Below are 16,445 nucleotides of genomic sequence, written 5' to 3' on the forward strand. Positions count from 1 at the left end.
TCGGAGACGTATACGGACGCGCCCGGATGAAAATCAGCAATGTCGCGATCGTTTCGCGGCGGCATCAAGGGACGACATAATGGGTTATCGGATCGTGGTCGCAGGGGCGACCGGCAATGTCGGGCGCGAAATGCTCAACATCCTGGCGGAGCGTGAATTTCCGGCGGACGAGATCGCCTGCGTCGCATCGTCGCGCAGCCAGGGCGAGATGGTCGATTTCGGTGACACCGGCAAGCAGATCAAATGCCAGAATATCGAGAATTTCGACCCCACCGGCTGGGACATGGCGCTTTTCGCGATCGGGTCGGAGGCGACCGCGGTCTACGCACCGAAGTTCGCCGCGGCGGGCTGCACCGTGATCGACAATTCGTCGCTCTACCGGATGGATCCGGACGTGCCGCTGATCGTGCCCGAAGTGAATGCGGACGCGATCGACGGCTACAAGGTCCGCAACATCATCGCCAACCCGAACTGCTCGACCGCGCAGATGGTCGTCGCGCTCAAGCCGCTGCATGACGCGGCCAAGATCAAGCGCGTCGTCGTCGCGACCTATCAGTCGGTGTCGGGCGCGGGCAAGCAGGGCATGGACGAGCTGTTCGAGCAGAGCCGCAACATCTTCGTCGGCGACCCGGCCGAGGCCAAGAAGTTCACCAAGCAGATCGCGTTCAACGTGATCCCGCACATCGACAGCTTCCTCGACGACGGGTCAACCAAGGAAGAGTGGAAGATGGTGGTCGAGACCAAGAAGATCCTCGACCCGAAGATCAAGGTCACCGCGACCTGCGTCCGCGTGCCGGTGTTCGTCGGCCATTCGGAAGCGATCAACATCGAGTTCGAGAACGAGATCTCGGCCGAGGAGGCGCAGAACATCCTGCGCGAGGCGCCCGGGGTCATGCTGATCGATAAGCGCGAGGATGGCGGCTACATCACGCCGATCGAATGCGTCGGCGAGTTCGCGACCTTCATCAGCCGCGTGCGCGAGGATTCGACCGTCGAGAACGGCATCAACCTGTGGTGCGTGTCGGACAATCTGCGCAAGGGCGCGGCGCTGAACGCGGTGCAGATCGCCGAGCTGCTCGGGCGACGGCATCTGAAGAAGGACGCGTAAGGGACTGATCTGGGGGGAGGCTGTGCCGCCCTCCCGTCATCCCGGGCTCGACCCGGGACCCAGGGCCACGGCTGTCGCCCTTGATACTCTGGGTCCCGGGTCGAGCCCGGGATGACGAAGAGGGTCGGTGGCGATCAGTGGCCGATATACCGTCCCGGCCGGTGCCAGGCGATCAGGATCAGGCTGATCGCCGCCGCGCTGAGTACCGACCAGAGAAGCTGGCCCGTGCTCACCACGGGAATCGCGGCGGCGAGGATCACCACATCGAGCGCGATTTGCGTGCGGCCCGCATTCCAGCCGCGCGTGCGCTGTAGCCACAGCGTCACGACCCCGGTGCCGCCGACCCCGGCCTGATGCCGCGCGAGGACGAGGATGCCGAGCCCGATCACCGTGCCGCCGACGATCGCGGCGAAGAACGGGTGCATCTGATCGACGTGCATCGATCCGCCCGCGAAGGTCGAGAAGGCGGCGATCCCGGCATTCACCAGCATCGTCTTGATCGCGAAACGGCGGCCCATCGCGTAATGCGCGAACAGGAAGAAGGGCAGGTTGATCAGCGTGAACAGGACGCCGGTCGGCAAGGGCACCAGATAGGACAGCAGCAGCGCGATCCCGGCGATCCCGCCGGTGACGAGCCCCGCCGCCTTTAGGAAGACCAGCCCGATCACCAGCAGGATACAGCCGATGACGAGCGCGTAAAAATCCTCCGCGATACTGTGCGGGCGTCCCAGGGGAAGGGTGGCTAAGGGGAGGGTGGCGTCGGCAGATGGCGGCATTGCGGGTCCTTGGTCGGGCCCTTCGCGCATCCTCGATGAATCGTCCGACGCGATCCTTGCGCCTTAGCTAAAGGAGTTTGCGTGTCACACTACCCCTTTTTGCAATGTCGTCGTGCGGCGGGGCCATAACGATGGGCGCTCGTCATCCTGACGAAAGTCAGGATCCAGGATACCAAGCGCCGCATACGTGGCTCTGGATCCTGACTTTCGTCAGGATGACGTAGCGGTGGGTCGCGGATACTCCTCGGAGCGCGTCTCTTCGTGGCGGTTGACAGCACGGTGTCGTGTGTCGGACGGGGGCGGCAACATCCTAAGATTATAGGGATCTGGATCCGTGGCACATTCCCCGACCGAGACGCAGTATTTCGAGAGCTTCGACGGCACGCGGATCGCGTGGCGCGAGGTCGGCGAGGGGCGGCCGGTGCTGCTGATCCACGGCTATTTCTCCGATGCGAAGACCAACTGGATCCGCTACGGCCATGCCGCCAAAATCGCGGCCAAGGGGTTCCGTGTGATCATGCCCGACCTGCGCGCGCACGGCGAGAGCGGCAAGCCGCATGGGCTGGAATTCTACCCCGCGGATGCGCTGACGCTCGACGGCCATGCGCTGGTCGATCATCTCGGGCTGACCGATTATGATCTTGGCGGCTATTCGCTGGGCGCGCGGACGACGTCGCGGATGCTCGCCACGGGCGCGACGCCGAGGCGCGTGGTCTTTTCCGGGATGGGCCTCGCCGGACTGACCGAGACGTCGCGGCGCGCGGGGCATTTCCGCAATATCCTCACCAATCTGGGCAAGCATGTTCAGGGCACGCCCGAGTGGCTCGCCGAGGCGTTCCTGAAGACCACGGGCGGCGATCCGGTCGCATTGCTCGGGATCCTCGAGACCTTTGCGGATACACCGATCGAGGCGGTCAGGGCGATCGAGCAGCCGGCGCTGGTGGTGTGCGGTGCGGAGGATGAGGATAACGGGTCGGCACCGGATCTCGCCGCGGTCCTGCCGCATGGCCGCTATGTCGCGACGCCGGGCGGGCATATGAGCGCGGTGGTGAAGCCCGAGCTTGGCCAGGCGATCGCGGACTTTCTTGCTGCATAGCGCCCGGTCATCCTGACGAACGTCAGGACCCGCAGCCAAGCAGCGCCGCCCCCCGTGACCCTGGATCCTGACTTTCGTCAGGATGACGGGAGGGGGCGTGGCTGGCGGGTTGACCATCCGGCGGCGGATCATCCATCAGGGCCTCACGATAAGGGGATGATGATGGTTCGGTTCAGCGTTTCGATGTTTGCTCTCGCCGGCGCGCTGTGCGCTGCGCCGTCGGTGGCCGGTGCTCAGGCCACCGCTGCTGCGTCCAGGCCGACCGCCGCGCAGGCGGATGCGTTCGTCGCCGAGGCGGAAAAGATATTTGCCGCCAAGTCGGTCGACGCATCGCGCGTGGCGTGGGTGAACGCGACCTACATCACCGACGATACCGATGCGCTGGCGGCGAAGTCGGGCGCGGAGATGACCGATCTCGGCGTGAAATATGCTCTGGGCGCGGCGAAATACGCCAATGTCCCGGGCCTGTCGATCGACACCAAGCGCAAGCTCGACCTGCTCCGCGGGGGGCTGACGCTGCCCGCGCCGACGCGGCCGGGCGCATCGGACGAGCTGTCGATGCTGACGACGAAGATGTCGTCCTCCTACGGCAAGGGCATGGGGACGCTCGACGGCAAGCCGATCAATGGCTCGGACATCGAGGCGGCGATGGGCGAGAGCCGCGATCCCGCCAAGCTGCAGGAGATGTGGACGAGCTGGAACGACGCGGTCGGCGCACCGATGCGCGGCGACTATGCCAAGATGACCGCGATCTCGAACGAGGGCGCGCGCGAGCTCGGTTACAAGGATGTGGGCGCGCTCTGGCGGTCGGGCTACGACATGAGCCCCGAGCAGTTCGCCGCGCTGACCGACAAGATCTGGAAAGAGGTCGAGCCGCTCTACATGGCGCTGCACACCTATACGCGGTGGAAGCTCAACGAGAAATATGGCGACGCGGTCCAGGCGAAGACCGGGCCGATCCGCAGCGACCTGCTCGGCAATATGTGGGCGCAGGAATGGGGCAACATTTACGACATCGTCGCCCCCAAGGGATCTGGCGATCTCGGCTTCGACACGGGCGAGCTGCTGAAGGCCAAGGGCTATGACGCGGTGAAGATGGTGAAGCAGGGCGAGGGCTTCTACTCGTCGCTGGGCTTTGCGCCGCTTCCCGAGACCTTCTGGAAGCGGTCGCAGATCACCAAGCCCGCGGACCGCGACGTGATCTGCCACGCCTCGGCCTGGGATATCGACAACCAGGACGATATCCGCATCAAGATGTGCACCAAGGTGAATGCGGACGACTTCGTCACGATCCACCATGAGCTCGGCCACAATTACTATCAGCGCGCGTACAAGGCGCAGCCGATGCTGTACAAGAACGGCGCGAACGACGGCTTCCATGAGGCGATCGGGGATACCGTCGCGCTGTCGATCACGCCGGATTATCTGGTGAAGATCGGGCTGCTCGATCAGGCGCGGGTGCCGAGCGCGGACAAGGATATCGGCCTGTTGCTGCGTCAGGCGATGGACAAGGTCGCGTTCCTGCCGTTCGGGCTGCTGATCGACAAATGGCGCTGGGGCGTGTTCTCGGGACAGATCCCGACGGGCGGCTATCAGGCGGCTTGGGACCAGATGCGGCTGCAATATCAGGGGATCAAGCCGCCGGTCGCGCGCGACGAGACGAAGTTCGACGCGGGCGCGAAATATCACATCCCGGCGGCGGTGCCCTATACGCGCTACTTCCTCGCGCGCGTGCTGCAGTTCCAGTTCTACAAGGCGGCGTGCGAGCAGTCGGGGTGGAAGGGGCCGCTGCATCGCTGCTCGTTCTACGGCAACAAGGCGGTCGGCACGAAGCTGAACGCGATGCTGAGCATGGGCCAGTCCAAGCCCTGGCCCGACGCGTTGCAGGTGTTCACGGGCAGCCGCGAGATGTCGGGCGCGGCGCTGGTCGAGTATTTCAAGCCGCTCAAGGCGTGGCTCGACGTGCAGAACAAGGGCAAGCCCACCGGTTGGTGAGGCAAGGCTGTCATTCAACCGCCCCGTTTCCCCGCGAAAGCGGGGATCCAGGGCCGCGAGCGCGTTTCGGGTTTTAGCGGGGCTCAGGCGTCCGCGGGGGAGCAGCCTCGTACCTCCCCGGTCTTAGCCGGGGGAGGGAACCGGTCGAACGGTCCCGGGGGCGATTATTCCGGGATCGTCCCTTCGTCGGCAATCCCTGCCTCGAACGACTTAGACGAATCCGTACCGTCCGCCTGATGCGCGTGCTTGCCAGCGGGTTTGGGCGTCTTTGGTGTGCTGCCGCGCAACGTCAGCAGCGCGGCGGCAGCGCCGAGTACCGCGACGCCGCCCGCGATCGCGGCGGCACTCCATTTGCCACCGACCTTGTCGATCGGCTTAGCGACGGGCGGCGGCGTCTTGCGCGCCGATATCGGTCGCGGCGTGCTGCGCTTGGTCGAGCGCGGCTTGGGGGCAGGCTTGGGCTTGCGGGAGACGGGGACCGCCTTGTCGGATGTCGGCGTGTCGAGCGAGGGCGCGGCCGGCGCAACGACGGGCTTGGCCGGCTTGGGTGCACTGGCCTTGCGCGGTGCGCGGCGGCGCGTGACGACGGGCTTCTTGGCGTCCGTTTCAGGCGGGTCGGTGTCGGCCACGGCTATGCTCCCTCACAAATGATCCCGCGGGCGTAACGCATTGGCATGCGATGCGCTCCGAAAATCGCGCGGCAGGCCTTACCGGAACGGCGGCTCGTCGAACGCCCGCAGCTTGCGGCTGTGCAGCTTGGCACCCTCCTGGCGAAGCTGCTCGCAGGTTTCGATCCCGATCCGCAGATGCTCGCTGATCGCGCGTTCGTAGAAGCGGTTGGCCTGACCCGGCAGCTTCAGCTCGCCATGGAGCGGCTTGTCCGAGACGCAGAGCAGCGTGCCGTAGGGAACGCGGAAGCGATAGCCCTGTGCGGCAATCGTCGCCGATTCCATGTCGATGCCGACCGCGCGCGACAGCGAGAAGCGCAGCGCCGATTTCGAATAGCGCAGCTCCCAGTTGCGGTCGTCGGTGGTGACGATCGTGCCAGTCCGCAGCCGGCGCTTCAGGTCCTCGCCCGACTGGCCAGAGACGATCTCGGCGGCCTTGGCCATCGCCACCTGGACCTCGGCGATCGCAGGGACGGGGATTTCGGGCGGGAGCACGTCGTCGAGCACATGGTCGTCGCGCAGATAGGCATGCGCGAGCACATAGTCGCCGATCCGCTGGCTGGGACGCAGGCCGCCGCAGTGACCGATCATAAGCCAGGCCTCGGGACGCAGCACCGCGAGATGGTCGCAGATTGTCTTGGCGTTGGACGGGCCGACGCCGATGTTGACGAGCGTGATCCCGGTGCGGTCGTCCGCCATCAGGTGATAGGCGGGCATCTGGTGCCGCCGCCATGCGCTGTCGGAGATGATCTTGTCGATATCATCCCCTGACGAAATCGTGATCCCGCCCGCGCCCGACAGCGTCGTGAACCGGCTGCCTTCGCCGAGCTGCGTGCCCGCCCAGCGAACGAATTCATCGACATAGCGGTGATAGTTCGTAAACAATACGAAGCGCTGCGCGTGTTCGGCAGGGGTGCCCATGTAATGGCGCAGCCGTGCGAGACTGAAATCGGTCCGCAAGCCATCGAACAGCGCGAGCGGGCGCGTGTCGTCCTGTGCCACCCACAGCCCGTCGGCGATCTCGTCACCGATATGCGCGAGCTCGGTGGCGGGAAAGAACCGTGCGAGTTCGGTCGCAGAGACCTCGTCGAGGCTCAGCGCGTGGCCGGGATCGATGACGTACGGGAAGGGGATCTCCTGCCGCCCTTCGACGGCTTCGACCTCGACGTCGTAATCCTCGATCAGCAGCGTCAGCTGTTCGGTCAGATAATCGGCGAAGATCGCGGGCTTGGTCACGCTGATCCGGTATTCTCCGGGATTCACCATGCGTCCGAAGGAGCGGAGCGGGGTCGGGCGGTCAATGCCGCCTTTGTAGATCAGCCGGATTTCGGGATAGGCGAACGAGCCATCGCTGCGGGTTGCCGGATCGGGCACGGTGCCGTCGGCGATATAGGCGCTCATGGCGGACTGAAGCCGCGCAACGGAGGCGCGGTAGAGGCGGTCGAGTTCAGCGACCAGGTCGGATGCGATTGTCATCGCCCAGTGTTACGCGGGCGAGATTACGGAGGCAAGACTAGCGCGCGTGCCACGCCAGCTCCGTCATTCCCACGTGCGCGAGGATGACGGAGCGCGACGTTCAATCAGGCACGCGACGCGATCAGATCTCGCTGAGCAGATGCTCGGCGGAGCTGACCTTGAACTCGCCGGGGGCTTCGACATTGAGCTGCTCGACGACGCCGTCATTGACGATCATCGAATAACGCTGGCTGCGCGTGCCCATGCCGAAGCCCGAGCCGTCCATCGTCAGTCCGACCGCCTTGGCGAAATCGCCATTGCCGTCTGCGAGCAACGTGATGTCGCCGGCGCCGGCGGACTTGCCCCAGGCATCCATCACGAACGCGTCATTGACCGAGGTGCAGGCGACCTCGTCGATGCCCTTGGCCTTCAGTGCGGCTTCCTTTTCGACGAAGCCCGGCAGGTGCTTGGCCGAGCAGGTCGGAGTGAACGCGCCGGGAACCGCGAAGAGCGCGACCCTGCGGCCCGCGAAGAAGGTCTCGGACTCGACCTGATCCGGGCCGTCCGCGGTGGCCTTGACGAGAGTGGTGTTGGGAAGCCGGTCGCCGACGCTGATCGTCATGGAAATTCTCCTGTCGCCGCGAGATCGTCCCGGGCGGACGGTACCTCGTATGGGAGGCGCGCGATTTCAAGCGTGGCGGCGGAGCCGTCGCGACGCTATGGTCTAGGGCATGGACAAGACGGCTTTTCTTTCCGGGCAACTCCTTCTGGCAATGCCGGGAATGAGCGATCCGCGGTTCGCCCGTGCGGTCATTGCAATGTGCAGTCATGATGAAAACGGCGCGCTCGGGATTGGCCTTGGGGCCACCGTCGACGGGCTTGGCTTCCACGACCTGCTCGACCAGTTCGAGATCGCACCCGGTGACGCGCCCAACGCCCCGGTGCATTTCGGCGGCCCGGTCGAACCCCGTCGCGGCTTCGTCATCCACTCGTGCGACTGGGGGGGGCAGGACACGATCGAGGTCGCAGGCCTTTGGGCCTTGTCGAGCACGATCGACGTGCTCCGCGCGATCGCGGAGGGGAAGGGACCGTCGCAATGGGTCGTAGCGCTCGGCTATGCGGGATGGGACAGCGGGCAGATCGAGGGCGAACTCGCACGCCCCGGCTGGTTCAACGTCGCCGGCGCTGCCGATCTGGTGTTCGACACCAGCGCGGATGAGCGCTGGAGCAGGGCGTTCGAGCGGGCCGGCGTCGACCCGCGCCTGCTCGTGGCGGATACCGGTACGGCGTGAAGATCACCGTGCGGATCCGCAGGTCAAGATGACATTCTAGCGCGGCGGAGGCCTCTCCGGGCATCATATAAAGATATCTTTATATTTGATTTGAGCGGCCCGTTCCTCTATGCGGCCCTGCATCCGGCACGGGCATGAGGCCCGCCGATCAAAGATTTCCAGGAGATATCCTCGTGGCCACCACGCTCGCGCCCCAGAAGACGGACGGCAAGACCGATTACGTCGTCGCCGACATCAGCCTTGCCGATTTCGGCCGCGCCGAGATCAACATCGCCGAAACCGAAATGCCGGGCCTGATGTCGCTCCGCGAGGAATTCGGCGCAGCGCAGCCGCTCAAGGGCGCGCGCATCACCGGTTCGCTGCACATGACGATCCAGACGGCGGTGCTGATCGAGACGCTGACCGCGCTCGGCGCCGACGTCCGCTGGGCGACGTGCAACATCTTCTCGACGCAGGACCATGCCGCCGCCGCGATCGCCGCGTCGGGTGTGCCGGTGTTCGCGATTAAGGGCGAGACGCTCGCCGACTACTGGAACTATGTCGGCGACATCTTCTCGTGGGATCGCGACGTCGAGGGCCAGACCGCCAACATCATCCTCGATGACGGTGGCGACGCGACGATGTTCGCACTCTGGGGTGCGAAGCTCGAAGCCGGCCACACGATGCCCGAGCCCGAGAACGAGGAAGAGGTCGAGATGCAGCGTGCGCTCAAGGCGTATGTCGCAAAGAACCCCGGCTATCTGACCGAGACCGTGAAGAACCTGAAGGGCGTCTCGGAAGAGACCACCACCGGCGTTCACCGGCTGTACGAGATCGCCAAGAAGGGCGAGCTGCCGTTCCCCGCGATCAACGTCAACGACTCGGTCACCAAGTCGAAGTTCGACAACCTTTACGGCTGCAAGGAATCGCTGGTCGACGCGATCCGTCGCGCGACCGACGTCATGCTCGCCGGCAAGGTCGCCTGCGTCGCCGGTTTCGGTGACGTCGGCAAGGGTTCGGCGCAGTCGCTCCGCAACGGCGGCGCACGCGTGATGGTCACCGAAGTCGATCCGATCTGCGCACTGCAGGCGGCGATGGAGGGCTTCGAGGTCGTGACGATGGAAGACGCCGTGAAGCGTGCGGACATCTTCTGCACCGCGACCGGCAATGCCGACGTCATCACCGCCGATCACATGAAGGCGATGAAGCCGATGTCGATCGTCTGCAACATCGGTCACTTCGATTCGGAGATCCAGATCGCCGCTCTGTCCAACTATGACTGGACCGAAGTGAAGCCCGGCACCGACCTGGTGAAGTTCCCGGACGGCAAGCAGATCATCATCCTGGCGAAGGGTCGCCTCGTGAACCTGGGTTGCGCCACCGGCCACCCGTCGTTCGTGATGTCGGCCTCGTTCACAAACCAGACGCTCGCGCAGATCGAGCTCTGGACCAAGGGCGAGAACTACAAGAACGAAGTCTATGTCCTGCCGAAGCATCTCGACGAGAAGGTCGCAGCGCTGCACCTCGAGAAGCTGGGCGTGAAGCTGTCGCAGCTTACCCCGAAGCAGGCCGGTTACATCGGCGTGCCCGTCGAAGGCCCGTTCAAGCCGGATCACTATCGCTACTGATCGCCCACGCGATCTGAAGCGGAAAAGGCCGCGTCTACCGAAGGGTGGACGCGGCCTTTTCTTTTGGATCTGACTGTTGCGCGGCGACTGATATGCCGATCTTTCCGTTACATCTCGGTCGCTTGCGGTGCTTTCCTGACGTCCGGCTTCAACGCCGGGGCTGCGGCCGCCGCTGGCGTGGCGGGTGTCTTGCGCCGCACACCGTCGAGTTCCTGTGGCGCATCCGCCGGGGGTGCAGCCTTGTCCGCCGCCGCGGGGGCCGCGCGCAGCGTCTGTCGCGCGCGCATGCACTGCGAGGGATCGGGCCGGCGGACCTGCTGGCAGTTCCACAGCGCCTTTTCGTAATCGGCCGAGCGATCGCGCAGGTAGCTGAACGTGATTGCCGCGCTCTGCACCGGCGTCAGCGGCGTGGACGTTGCGGCCTTGGTTTTGTCGGCCCATGCCATGAACCGGCAAAAGGCACGGTCGCCGCAGGCGATCGTCGCGAGCGTCGGGTAGGCGTTGGGGAGCACGCCCGGCGAGAAGGTCATCAGCACCGTATCGCCTTCGGCCGTCGCGAAGGGCGTGGAGGCGGCGTTCGCGCCGTCACCGGCGACCGCATCGTCGCCCAAGACGAAGCCGAGCGCGGCGGATGCTTCGGCAATCGCGGCATCGGCCTCTGACAGCGCGGCGGCGGTGCGGTGCGCCTCCGAAATAGGCGCGAGCTGCGCGATGACCGGTTCGCCCTGTTCGGGCGCACGCCGGAAGGCCGGGGGTGTGCCCCACCAGCCCGACCAACGGAAGAACAGGTGCGAGCCGACCGCGACGATCTTGTCGAGGCTCGACTGCCAATAGGGGACGACCCAGTCGGTGTGGTAATGCGTGGCATAGCCGACCGGTCGATAGACATTGCCCGACAATGCGGCGGTCGCGACGCTGCGCGCCCGGCGCCAAGCGTCCTCGGAGGGCTTCCATCGAAGCAGCGCGCCGTCGCAGCTGAAGCTGAACTGGCATCCCGTCGCGCGCGTCTCTCCTTCGAACACGACCCCGCAGACGGTTTTCGGAAAGGCGGGATGTCGCAGGCGGTTGAGCACGACCTGCGCGACGGCGCGTTCGCCGATCGTGTCGTCGCCCGCCTCGTACAGCGTGCCGGCCGCGAGGCAGTCGGTCGCGCGTGCGAGGTCGTCGGTGGTGCCGGCGAAGCGGAACGGCCGTGCAGCGGGGTTCGGATCGGTCGAGAACGGCACCGTGGCGTTGAACGCCCGCGCATCCTCCGGCGCGAGGTCGACGAACCGGACCGGCTCGACCGGGGGCAGCTCCGCCTGCGGCACGACGCGCTGCTTCGGTATCGCGGCGCGCGCCGGGTGGGGCAGCGCCGGGGGATTGGTCACGACGAGCGTCGGTCCGACGATCGCCGCAGCCGCGATCGCGAGTACCGACACGCGCAGATAAACGGCGCCACGCGCATCGGTCATTGTCGTCACTGCTCCGGAAGGAAGTCCGGCACGGACAGATAGCGCTCGCCGGTATCATAGTTGAAGCCGAGGACGCGGACGTCGTCGGGAAGATCGGGAAGCTTCTGCAGGATCGCGGCCAGCGTCGCGCCCGAGCTGATCCCGACCAGCATGCCCTCTTCGGCTGCCGAGCGGCGCGCCATGTCCTTGGCGACCGCGGCATCGACCTCGATCACGCCGTCGATCGCCTGGGTGTGGAGATTGGCGGGGATGAAGCCTGCGCCGATGCCCTGGATCGGATGCGGGCCCGGCTGGCCACCGGCGATCACCGGCGAGGCGGCGGGCTCGACCGCATAGACCTTCAGTTCGGGCCAGTGCGCCTTCAGTGCCTCGGCGACGCCCGTGATGTGGCCGCCGGTGCCGACGCCCGTGATGATCACGTCGATCGGCGTATCCCGGAAATCTTGGAGGATTTCTTGTGCCGTCGTGCGGACATGCACGTCGATGTTCGCAGGATTTTCGAACTGCTGCGGCATCCAGGCGCCGGGCGTTTCGGCGACGCGCTCGCGCGCGCGTTCGATTGCGCCCTTCATGCCCTTCTCGCGCGGGGTCAGGTCGAAGGTCGCACCATAAGCGAGCATCAGACGCCGACGTTCGACGCTCATGCTCTCGGGCATCACGAGGATCAGCTTGTAGCCCTTGACCGCTGCGACCATCGCAAGGCCGACGCCGGTGTTGCCGCTGGTCGGCTCGATGATTGTGCCGCCGGGCTTCAAGTCACCGGCCTTTTCCGCGGCCTCGATCATAGCCAGCGCGATACGGTCCTTGATCGAACCGCCAGGATTCGACCGTTCGGATTTCACCCAGACTTCGGAATCGGGGAAGAGCTTCGACAGGCGGACGTGCGGTGTGTTGCCGATCGTGTCCAGGATCGAGGAGGCTTTCATGGCTTGGCTTCTCCGTGCTGTGGTTCGGTCTCTAGGATCTCGGGGGGATCAAAGGTCTTCGCCGCCCCGAGTTCCGGGAACAGGCGCGCCCAGCCGATCGTGACGGCAATAGCACCAACCCCGCCGAACACCACTGCGCCGACGGGGCCGAGCAGCGACGCCATCACCCCGCTTTCGAATTCGCCGAGCTCGTTCGAGGCCGAGATCGTCAGCTGCGATACCGCGCTGACGCGGCCGCGCATCACGTCGGGCGTGTGAAGCTGGATGAGCGACTGGCGGACATAGACCGAGATCATGTCCGCACCGCCCGCGACGATCAGCGCGACGAGGCTGAGGACGAAGGCGGGGTGGACGGGGAACCCCGCAATCGTGCCGGGGGTGAGTCCGATCAGCTCGACGATCGGCGTCGCGACCCCGAAGGTTAGGATCGCGATGCCGAACACGATCACCGCGACCAGCATCTTGACCCCGACATTGCGCGACATCGGTCGAATCGAGAACCAGATCGCGGTGACCGCGGCACCGATTCCCATGCCCGCGGCAAGCACGCCGAGCCCCTGCGACCCGACATGCAGGATATCGCGGGCATAGACCGGCAACAGCGACGTGGCACCCGCCAGCAGTACCGCGAACAGGTCGAGCGTGATCGTCGCGAGCACCAGCCGGTTGCGGCGGACATAGGTGAAGCCCTCGATGATCCGCGCGAGGGGGCGATGGTCGGTCTGCGCGGCGGGCTGTGCCACCGGGCCGATCAGGAACATGAACACCAGCGCCACGAGGAAGAGCAGCGTTGCCACACCATAAGCGACCTCGGGATGGATCGCGTAGAGAAGCCCGCCGACGCTCGGGCCTGCGATCGTTCCGACCTGCCACGCGATCGAACTGATCGCGATCGCGGTGGGGAGCACAGCCCGGGGCACGAGATTGGGCGCGAGCGCCGAATAAGCCGGGCCGGAAAAGGCTCGCGCGACGCCGAAGGCGACCGCGGCGGCGAACAATGCGCCGAGCGTGAGATGGCCGGACCATGTCAGCAGCCAGAGCGTCGCGGCGGTGAGCACGAGTAGCGTGGTCGTGCCGCGGACGATCCAGCGCCGGTCGAAGCTGTCCGCGACGAGCCCGGTGATCGGGGTCAGCAGGAACAGCGGCACGAACTGCGCAAAGCCGATCATCCCGAGCATGAACGCCGCCTGGCGGATGTCCATCGTCTCGCGCGCGAGGTTGTAGACCTGCCAGCCGATGACGATCGACATCGCGCTCACCGCGATCGTGCCGGCGAACCGCGACAGCCAATAGGCGCGAAAATTGGCGATCCGGAAGGGATGCTGATGCGGGTCGCTCGTAGGATTCATCGCCCCGGGCTTTAGGGGGTCGGGCGCGGGAAGGGCAACCGGAGCTTTGCTTGGGGCGGGGATAGGGGCGGGGGCCACAGCCCGCGAGTCGGGCACGACGGATCGAGGCTCGCGGGACAGTCGCAGAATCGCATACCCCAGACGGGAATTGATGTTCGGCCCCGTCCGCGCCTATAGGCTGCGGCAACTCCCCTACGGAAAACGAGGTTTCCCACATCGTGGCCAAAGCCCCCCCAGCACGTGCAATCGCCGAGCCCCCGATCACCAACCGTGAACGGCCGGCCGAACCCAAGCCCTATGAGGCCAGCAAGGACGAGCTGCTCGCCTTCTACAAACAGATGCTGCTGATCCGGCGTTTCGAGGAAAAGGCGGGCCAGCTTTACGGTCTCGGCCTGATCGGCGGCTTCTGCCATCTGTACATCGGCCAGGAAGCCGTCGCCGTCGGCCTGCAGTCCGCGCTCGACGGCGAGACCGATTCGGTCATCACCGGCTATCGCGACCATGGGCACATGCTCGCGTACGGGATCGACCCGAAGGTGATCATGGCCGAGCTGACCGGGCGCGGCTCGGGCATCTCGAAGGGCAAGGGCGGGTCGATGCACATGTTCTCGACCGAGCATAAATTCTACGGCGGGCACGGCATCGTCGGTGCTCAGGTGTCGCTGGGCACCGGCCTCGCGTTCAAGCACAAATATTCGAACGACGGCGGCATCTGCATGGCCTATTTCGGCGACGGCGCCGCAAACCAGGGCCAGGTGTATGAGAGCTTCAACATGGCCGAGCTGTGGAAGCTCCCGATCATCTTCGTGATCGAGAACAACCAGTACGCCATGGGCACGAGCGTCAATCGCGCCTCGGCCGAGGACCAGCTCTATCGCCGCGGCGAATCGTTCCGCATTCCCGGCATCCAGGTCGACGGCATGGACGTGCTGGCGTGCCGCGGGGCCGCCGAAGAGGCGATCGCCTGGGTCCGCGCGGGCAAGGGCCCGGTCATCCTCGAGATGAAGACCTATCGCTATCGTGGCCACTCGATGTCCGATCCGGCGAAATACCGTACGCGTGACGAGGTCCAGGCGGTCCGCGACAAGTCCGACCCGATCGATCACATCAAAAAGCTGCTCGACGAGCAGGGCGTGACCGAGGCGGACCTGAAGTCCATCGAACAAGAGATCAGGAAGACCGTGAACGAAGCCGCCGATTTCGCCGAGCAGACCCCCGAGCCGGATGTCGCCGAGCTCTACACCGACGTTCTGGTGGAGTCGTACTGATGGCGATCGAGATCAAGATGCCCGCGCTCTCCCCGACGATGGAAGAGGGCACGCTCGCGAAGTGGCTCGTCAAGGAAGGCGATAGCGTCAATTCCGGCGACATCATGGCCGAGATCGAGACCGACAAGGCGACGATGGAGTTCGAGGCGGTCGACGAGGGCACGATCGGCAAGATCATGGTTGCCGAAGGTACCGACAATGTGAAGGTCGGCACCGTCATCGCGACGCTGCTCGAAGAGGGCGAAAGCGCCGACAGCGCGCCGACCGAGGCACGCGCGGGCGAGGCCGCCAACGCCGCACCGAAGGAAACGCCGTCGGACGACAAGGCGCCGCCGGTTCCCGAAGGCGCGTCGCCTGCCAAGGCCGAGAGCGGGACGCAGCAGCTCGTCGCGTCGGCGGAGAAGGTCGGCAAGACCGATCCGGCGATCCCGGAGGGTACCGAGATGGTCAAGACGACCGTCCGCGAGGCGCTGCGCGATGCGATGGCCGAGGAAATGCGCGAGGACGACCGCGTCTTCGTGATGGGTGAGGAAGTCGCGCAGTATCAGGGCGCGTACAAGGTCACGCAGGGGCTGCTCGACGAGTTCGGCGAGCGTCGCGTGATCGACACGCCGATCACCGAATACGGCTTTGCCGGTATCGGTGCAGGCGCGGCGATGGGCGGCCTCCGCCCGATCGTCGAGTTCATGACCTTCAACTTCGCGTTGCAGGCGATCGATCACATCATCAACTCGGCCGCGAAGACCAACTACATGTCGGGTGGCCAGATGCGTTGCCCGATCGTGTTCCGTGGTCCCAACGGCGCCGCGTCGCGCGTGGGTGCACAGCATTCGCACAACTTTGCGGCCTGGTATGCGAGCGTCCCCGGCCTGATCGTGATCGCGCCCTATGACGCGGCGGATGCCAAGGGCCTGCTGAAGGCGGCGATCCGTACAGACGATCCGGTCGTGTTCCTCGAGAACGAGCTGATGTACGGCCGCAGCTTCGACGTTCCCAAGCTCGACGATCACGTCCTGCCGATCGGCAAGGCGCGGATCGTCCGCGAGGGCAAGGACGTGACGATCGTCAGCTACTCGATCGGCGTGGGCATCAGCCTCGAAGCCGCCGAGAAGCTCGCCGAGGAGGGGATCGACGCGGAGGTCATCGACCTGCGCACGCTGCGTCCGCTCGACACCGACACGGTGCTGAAAAGCCTCGCCAAGACCAACCGCATGATCATCGTCGAGGAAAACTGGGCAACCTGCTCGATCGCGTCCGAGATCGTGTCGGTGGTGATGGAGCACGGCTTCGACGACCTCGACGCGCCGGTGCTGCGCGTGACCAACGAAGACGTGCCGATGCCCTATGCGGCGAACCTCGAAAAGCTGATGCTGGTCGATGTCGCCAAGGTCGTCGATGCGGCGAAGAAGGTGACGTACCGGTAACCAGTGAGATGTTGCTGATCGCTCCGA

General features: G+C 65.4%; 14 protein-coding genes. 7 read left to right on the top strand and 7 right to left on the bottom strand.

Annotated elements, in window-relative coordinates:
• Positions 1 to 79 precede the first annotated feature (79 nt).
• A complete protein-coding gene (locus GV027_RS01080) occupies positions 80 to 1,108 on the top strand; it encodes an aspartate-semialdehyde dehydrogenase (RefSeq protein WP_031439890.1) in 1,029 nt (342 codons plus the stop codon).
• A 134-nt stretch (positions 1,109 to 1,242) separates the two neighbouring features.
• On the opposite strand, the gene GV027_RS01085 is transcribed toward GV027_RS01080, so the two are convergent.
• The gene (locus GV027_RS01085) at positions 1,243 to 1,884 is read right to left on the bottom strand and encodes a YitT family protein (RefSeq protein ID WP_159510680.1); all 642 of its coding nucleotides are present in this window, start codon (positions 1,882 to 1,884) and stop codon (positions 1,243 to 1,245) included.
• Between the two features lie 334 nt (positions 1,885 to 2,218).
• On the opposite strand from GV027_RS01085, the gene GV027_RS01090 reads away from it, so the two are divergent.
• Positions 2,219 to 2,980, top strand: coding sequence for an alpha/beta fold hydrolase (locus tag GV027_RS01090; RefSeq protein WP_159510681.1), 762 nt, complete (start codon positions 2,219 to 2,221; stop codon positions 2,978 to 2,980).
• 162 nt (positions 2,981 to 3,142) lie between these two features.
• Positions 3,143 to 4,975, top strand: a complete 1,833-nt coding sequence (locus tag GV027_RS01095; RefSeq protein ID WP_159512667.1) for a M2 family metallopeptidase — start codon at positions 3,143 to 3,145, stop codon at positions 4,973 to 4,975.
• 164 nt (positions 4,976 to 5,139) lie between these two features.
• On the opposite strand, the gene GV027_RS01100 is transcribed toward GV027_RS01095, so the two are convergent.
• From GV027_RS01100 to GV027_RS01110, 3 genes are all read right to left on the bottom strand, one after another.
• On the bottom strand, positions 5,140 to 5,604 hold the full coding sequence (locus GV027_RS01100) for a hypothetical protein (RefSeq protein ID WP_159510682.1): 465 nt from the start codon (positions 5,602 to 5,604) through the stop codon (positions 5,140 to 5,142).
• A 78-nt stretch (positions 5,605 to 5,682) separates the two neighbouring features.
• Complete coding sequence (locus GV027_RS01105; protein ID WP_031439894.1) at positions 5,683 to 7,119, bottom strand: AMP nucleosidase; 1,437 nt, start codon at positions 7,117 to 7,119, stop codon at positions 5,683 to 5,685.
• Between the two features lie 121 nt (positions 7,120 to 7,240).
• Entirely contained in the window at positions 7,241 to 7,720 is a 480-nt protein-coding gene (locus GV027_RS01110) for a peroxiredoxin (RefSeq protein WP_031394784.1), read from the bottom strand.
• 109 nt (positions 7,721 to 7,829) lie between these two features.
• Here GV027_RS01110 and GV027_RS01115 point away from each other — a divergent pair, with 109 nt between their 5' ends.
• Together GV027_RS01115 and ahcY are read left to right on the top strand one after the other, a co-directional pair.
• A complete protein-coding gene (locus GV027_RS01115) occupies positions 7,830 to 8,390 on the top strand; it encodes a YqgE/AlgH family protein (protein ID WP_159510683.1) in 561 nt (186 codons plus the stop codon).
• 173 nt (positions 8,391 to 8,563) lie between these two features.
• The gene (ahcY, locus tag GV027_RS01120) at positions 8,564 to 9,997 is read left to right on the top strand and encodes an adenosylhomocysteinase (RefSeq protein WP_037530116.1); all 1,434 of its coding nucleotides are present in this window, start codon (positions 8,564 to 8,566) and stop codon (positions 9,995 to 9,997) included.
• Between the two features lie 107 nt (positions 9,998 to 10,104).
• Here ahcY and GV027_RS01125 read toward each other — a convergent pair whose 3' ends face one another.
• The 3 genes from GV027_RS01125 to GV027_RS01135 are packed head-to-tail and all read right to left on the bottom strand — an operon-like array spanning position 10,105 to position 13,726.
• Positions 10,105 to 11,451 carry a cell wall hydrolase gene (locus GV027_RS01125; RefSeq protein ID WP_159510684.1) on the bottom strand — a complete coding sequence of 449 codons (1,347 nt, stop codon included), beginning with the start codon at positions 11,449 to 11,451 and terminating at the stop codon, positions 10,105 to 10,107.
• Between the two features lie 5 nt (positions 11,452 to 11,456).
• Positions 11,457 to 12,377 (bottom strand): cysteine synthase A, encoded by a 921-nt coding sequence (gene cysK, locus GV027_RS01130; RefSeq protein ID WP_031394778.1) that lies wholly within the window; start codon positions 12,375 to 12,377, stop codon positions 11,457 to 11,459.
• Entirely contained in the window at positions 12,374 to 13,726 is a 1,353-nt protein-coding gene (locus tag GV027_RS01135; protein WP_159510685.1) for an MFS transporter, read from the bottom strand. The genes cysK and GV027_RS01135 overlap by 4 nt, the downstream gene beginning before the upstream one ends.
• A gap of 218 nt (positions 13,727 to 13,944) precedes the next feature.
• Between GV027_RS01135 and pdhA the strand changes: the two genes are divergently transcribed.
• Together pdhA and GV027_RS01145 are read left to right on the top strand one after the other, a co-directional pair.
• A complete protein-coding gene (gene pdhA / locus GV027_RS01140) occupies positions 13,945 to 14,994 on the top strand; it encodes a pyruvate dehydrogenase (acetyl-transferring) E1 component subunit alpha (protein WP_031394777.1) in 1,050 nt (349 codons plus the stop codon).
• Positions 14,994 to 16,418 (top strand): pyruvate dehydrogenase complex E1 component subunit beta, encoded by a 1,425-nt coding sequence (locus GV027_RS01145; protein WP_159510686.1) that lies wholly within the window; start codon positions 14,994 to 14,996, stop codon positions 16,416 to 16,418. Before pdhA ends, GV027_RS01145 begins: the two co-directional genes overlap by 1 nt.
• Positions 16,419 to 16,445 lie beyond the last annotated feature (27 nt).

This window comes from Sphingomonas sp. T1 (assembly GCF_902506585.1).
In the GTDB taxonomy this organism is placed as follows: Bacteria; Pseudomonadota; Alphaproteobacteria; order Sphingomonadales; family Sphingomonadaceae; genus Sphingomonas; species Sphingomonas aerolata.

What these genes read in the sequence shown, in the direction of transcription:
- GV027_RS01080 (WP_031439890.1), top strand. Translation starts at nt 80, where the DNA reads ATGGGTTATCGGATCGTGGTCGCAGGGGCGACCGGCAATGTCGGGCGC.
- GV027_RS01085 (WP_159510680.1), bottom strand. Translation starts at nt 1,884, where the DNA reads ATGCCGCCATCTGCCGACGCCACCCTCCCCTTAGCCACCCTTCCCCTG.
- GV027_RS01095 (WP_159512667.1), top strand. Translation starts at nt 3,143, where the DNA reads ATGGTTCGGTTCAGCGTTTCGATGTTTGCTCTCGCCGGCGCGCTGTGC.
- GV027_RS01105 (WP_031439894.1), bottom strand. Translation starts at nt 7,119, where the DNA reads ATGACAATCGCATCCGACCTGGTCGCTGAACTCGACCGCCTCTACCGC.
- GV027_RS01110 (WP_031394784.1), bottom strand. Translation starts at nt 7,720, where the DNA reads ATGACGATCAGCGTCGGCGACCGGCTTCCCAACACCACTCTCGTCAAG.
- GV027_RS01115 (WP_159510683.1), top strand. Translation starts at nt 7,830, where the DNA reads ATGGACAAGACGGCTTTTCTTTCCGGGCAACTCCTTCTGGCAATGCCG.
- GV027_RS01125 (WP_159510684.1), bottom strand. Translation starts at nt 11,451, where the DNA reads ATGACCGATGCGCGTGGCGCCGTTTATCTGCGCGTGTCGGTACTCGCG.
- cysK (WP_031394778.1), bottom strand. Translation starts at nt 12,377, where the DNA reads ATGAAAGCCTCCTCGATCCTGGACACGATCGGCAACACACCGCACGTC.
- GV027_RS01135 (WP_159510685.1), bottom strand. Translation starts at nt 13,726, where the DNA reads ATGAATCCTACGAGCGACCCGCATCAGCATCCCTTCCGGATCGCCAAT.
- GV027_RS01145 (WP_159510686.1), top strand. Translation starts at nt 14,994, where the DNA reads ATGGCGATCGAGATCAAGATGCCCGCGCTCTCCCCGACGATGGAAGAG.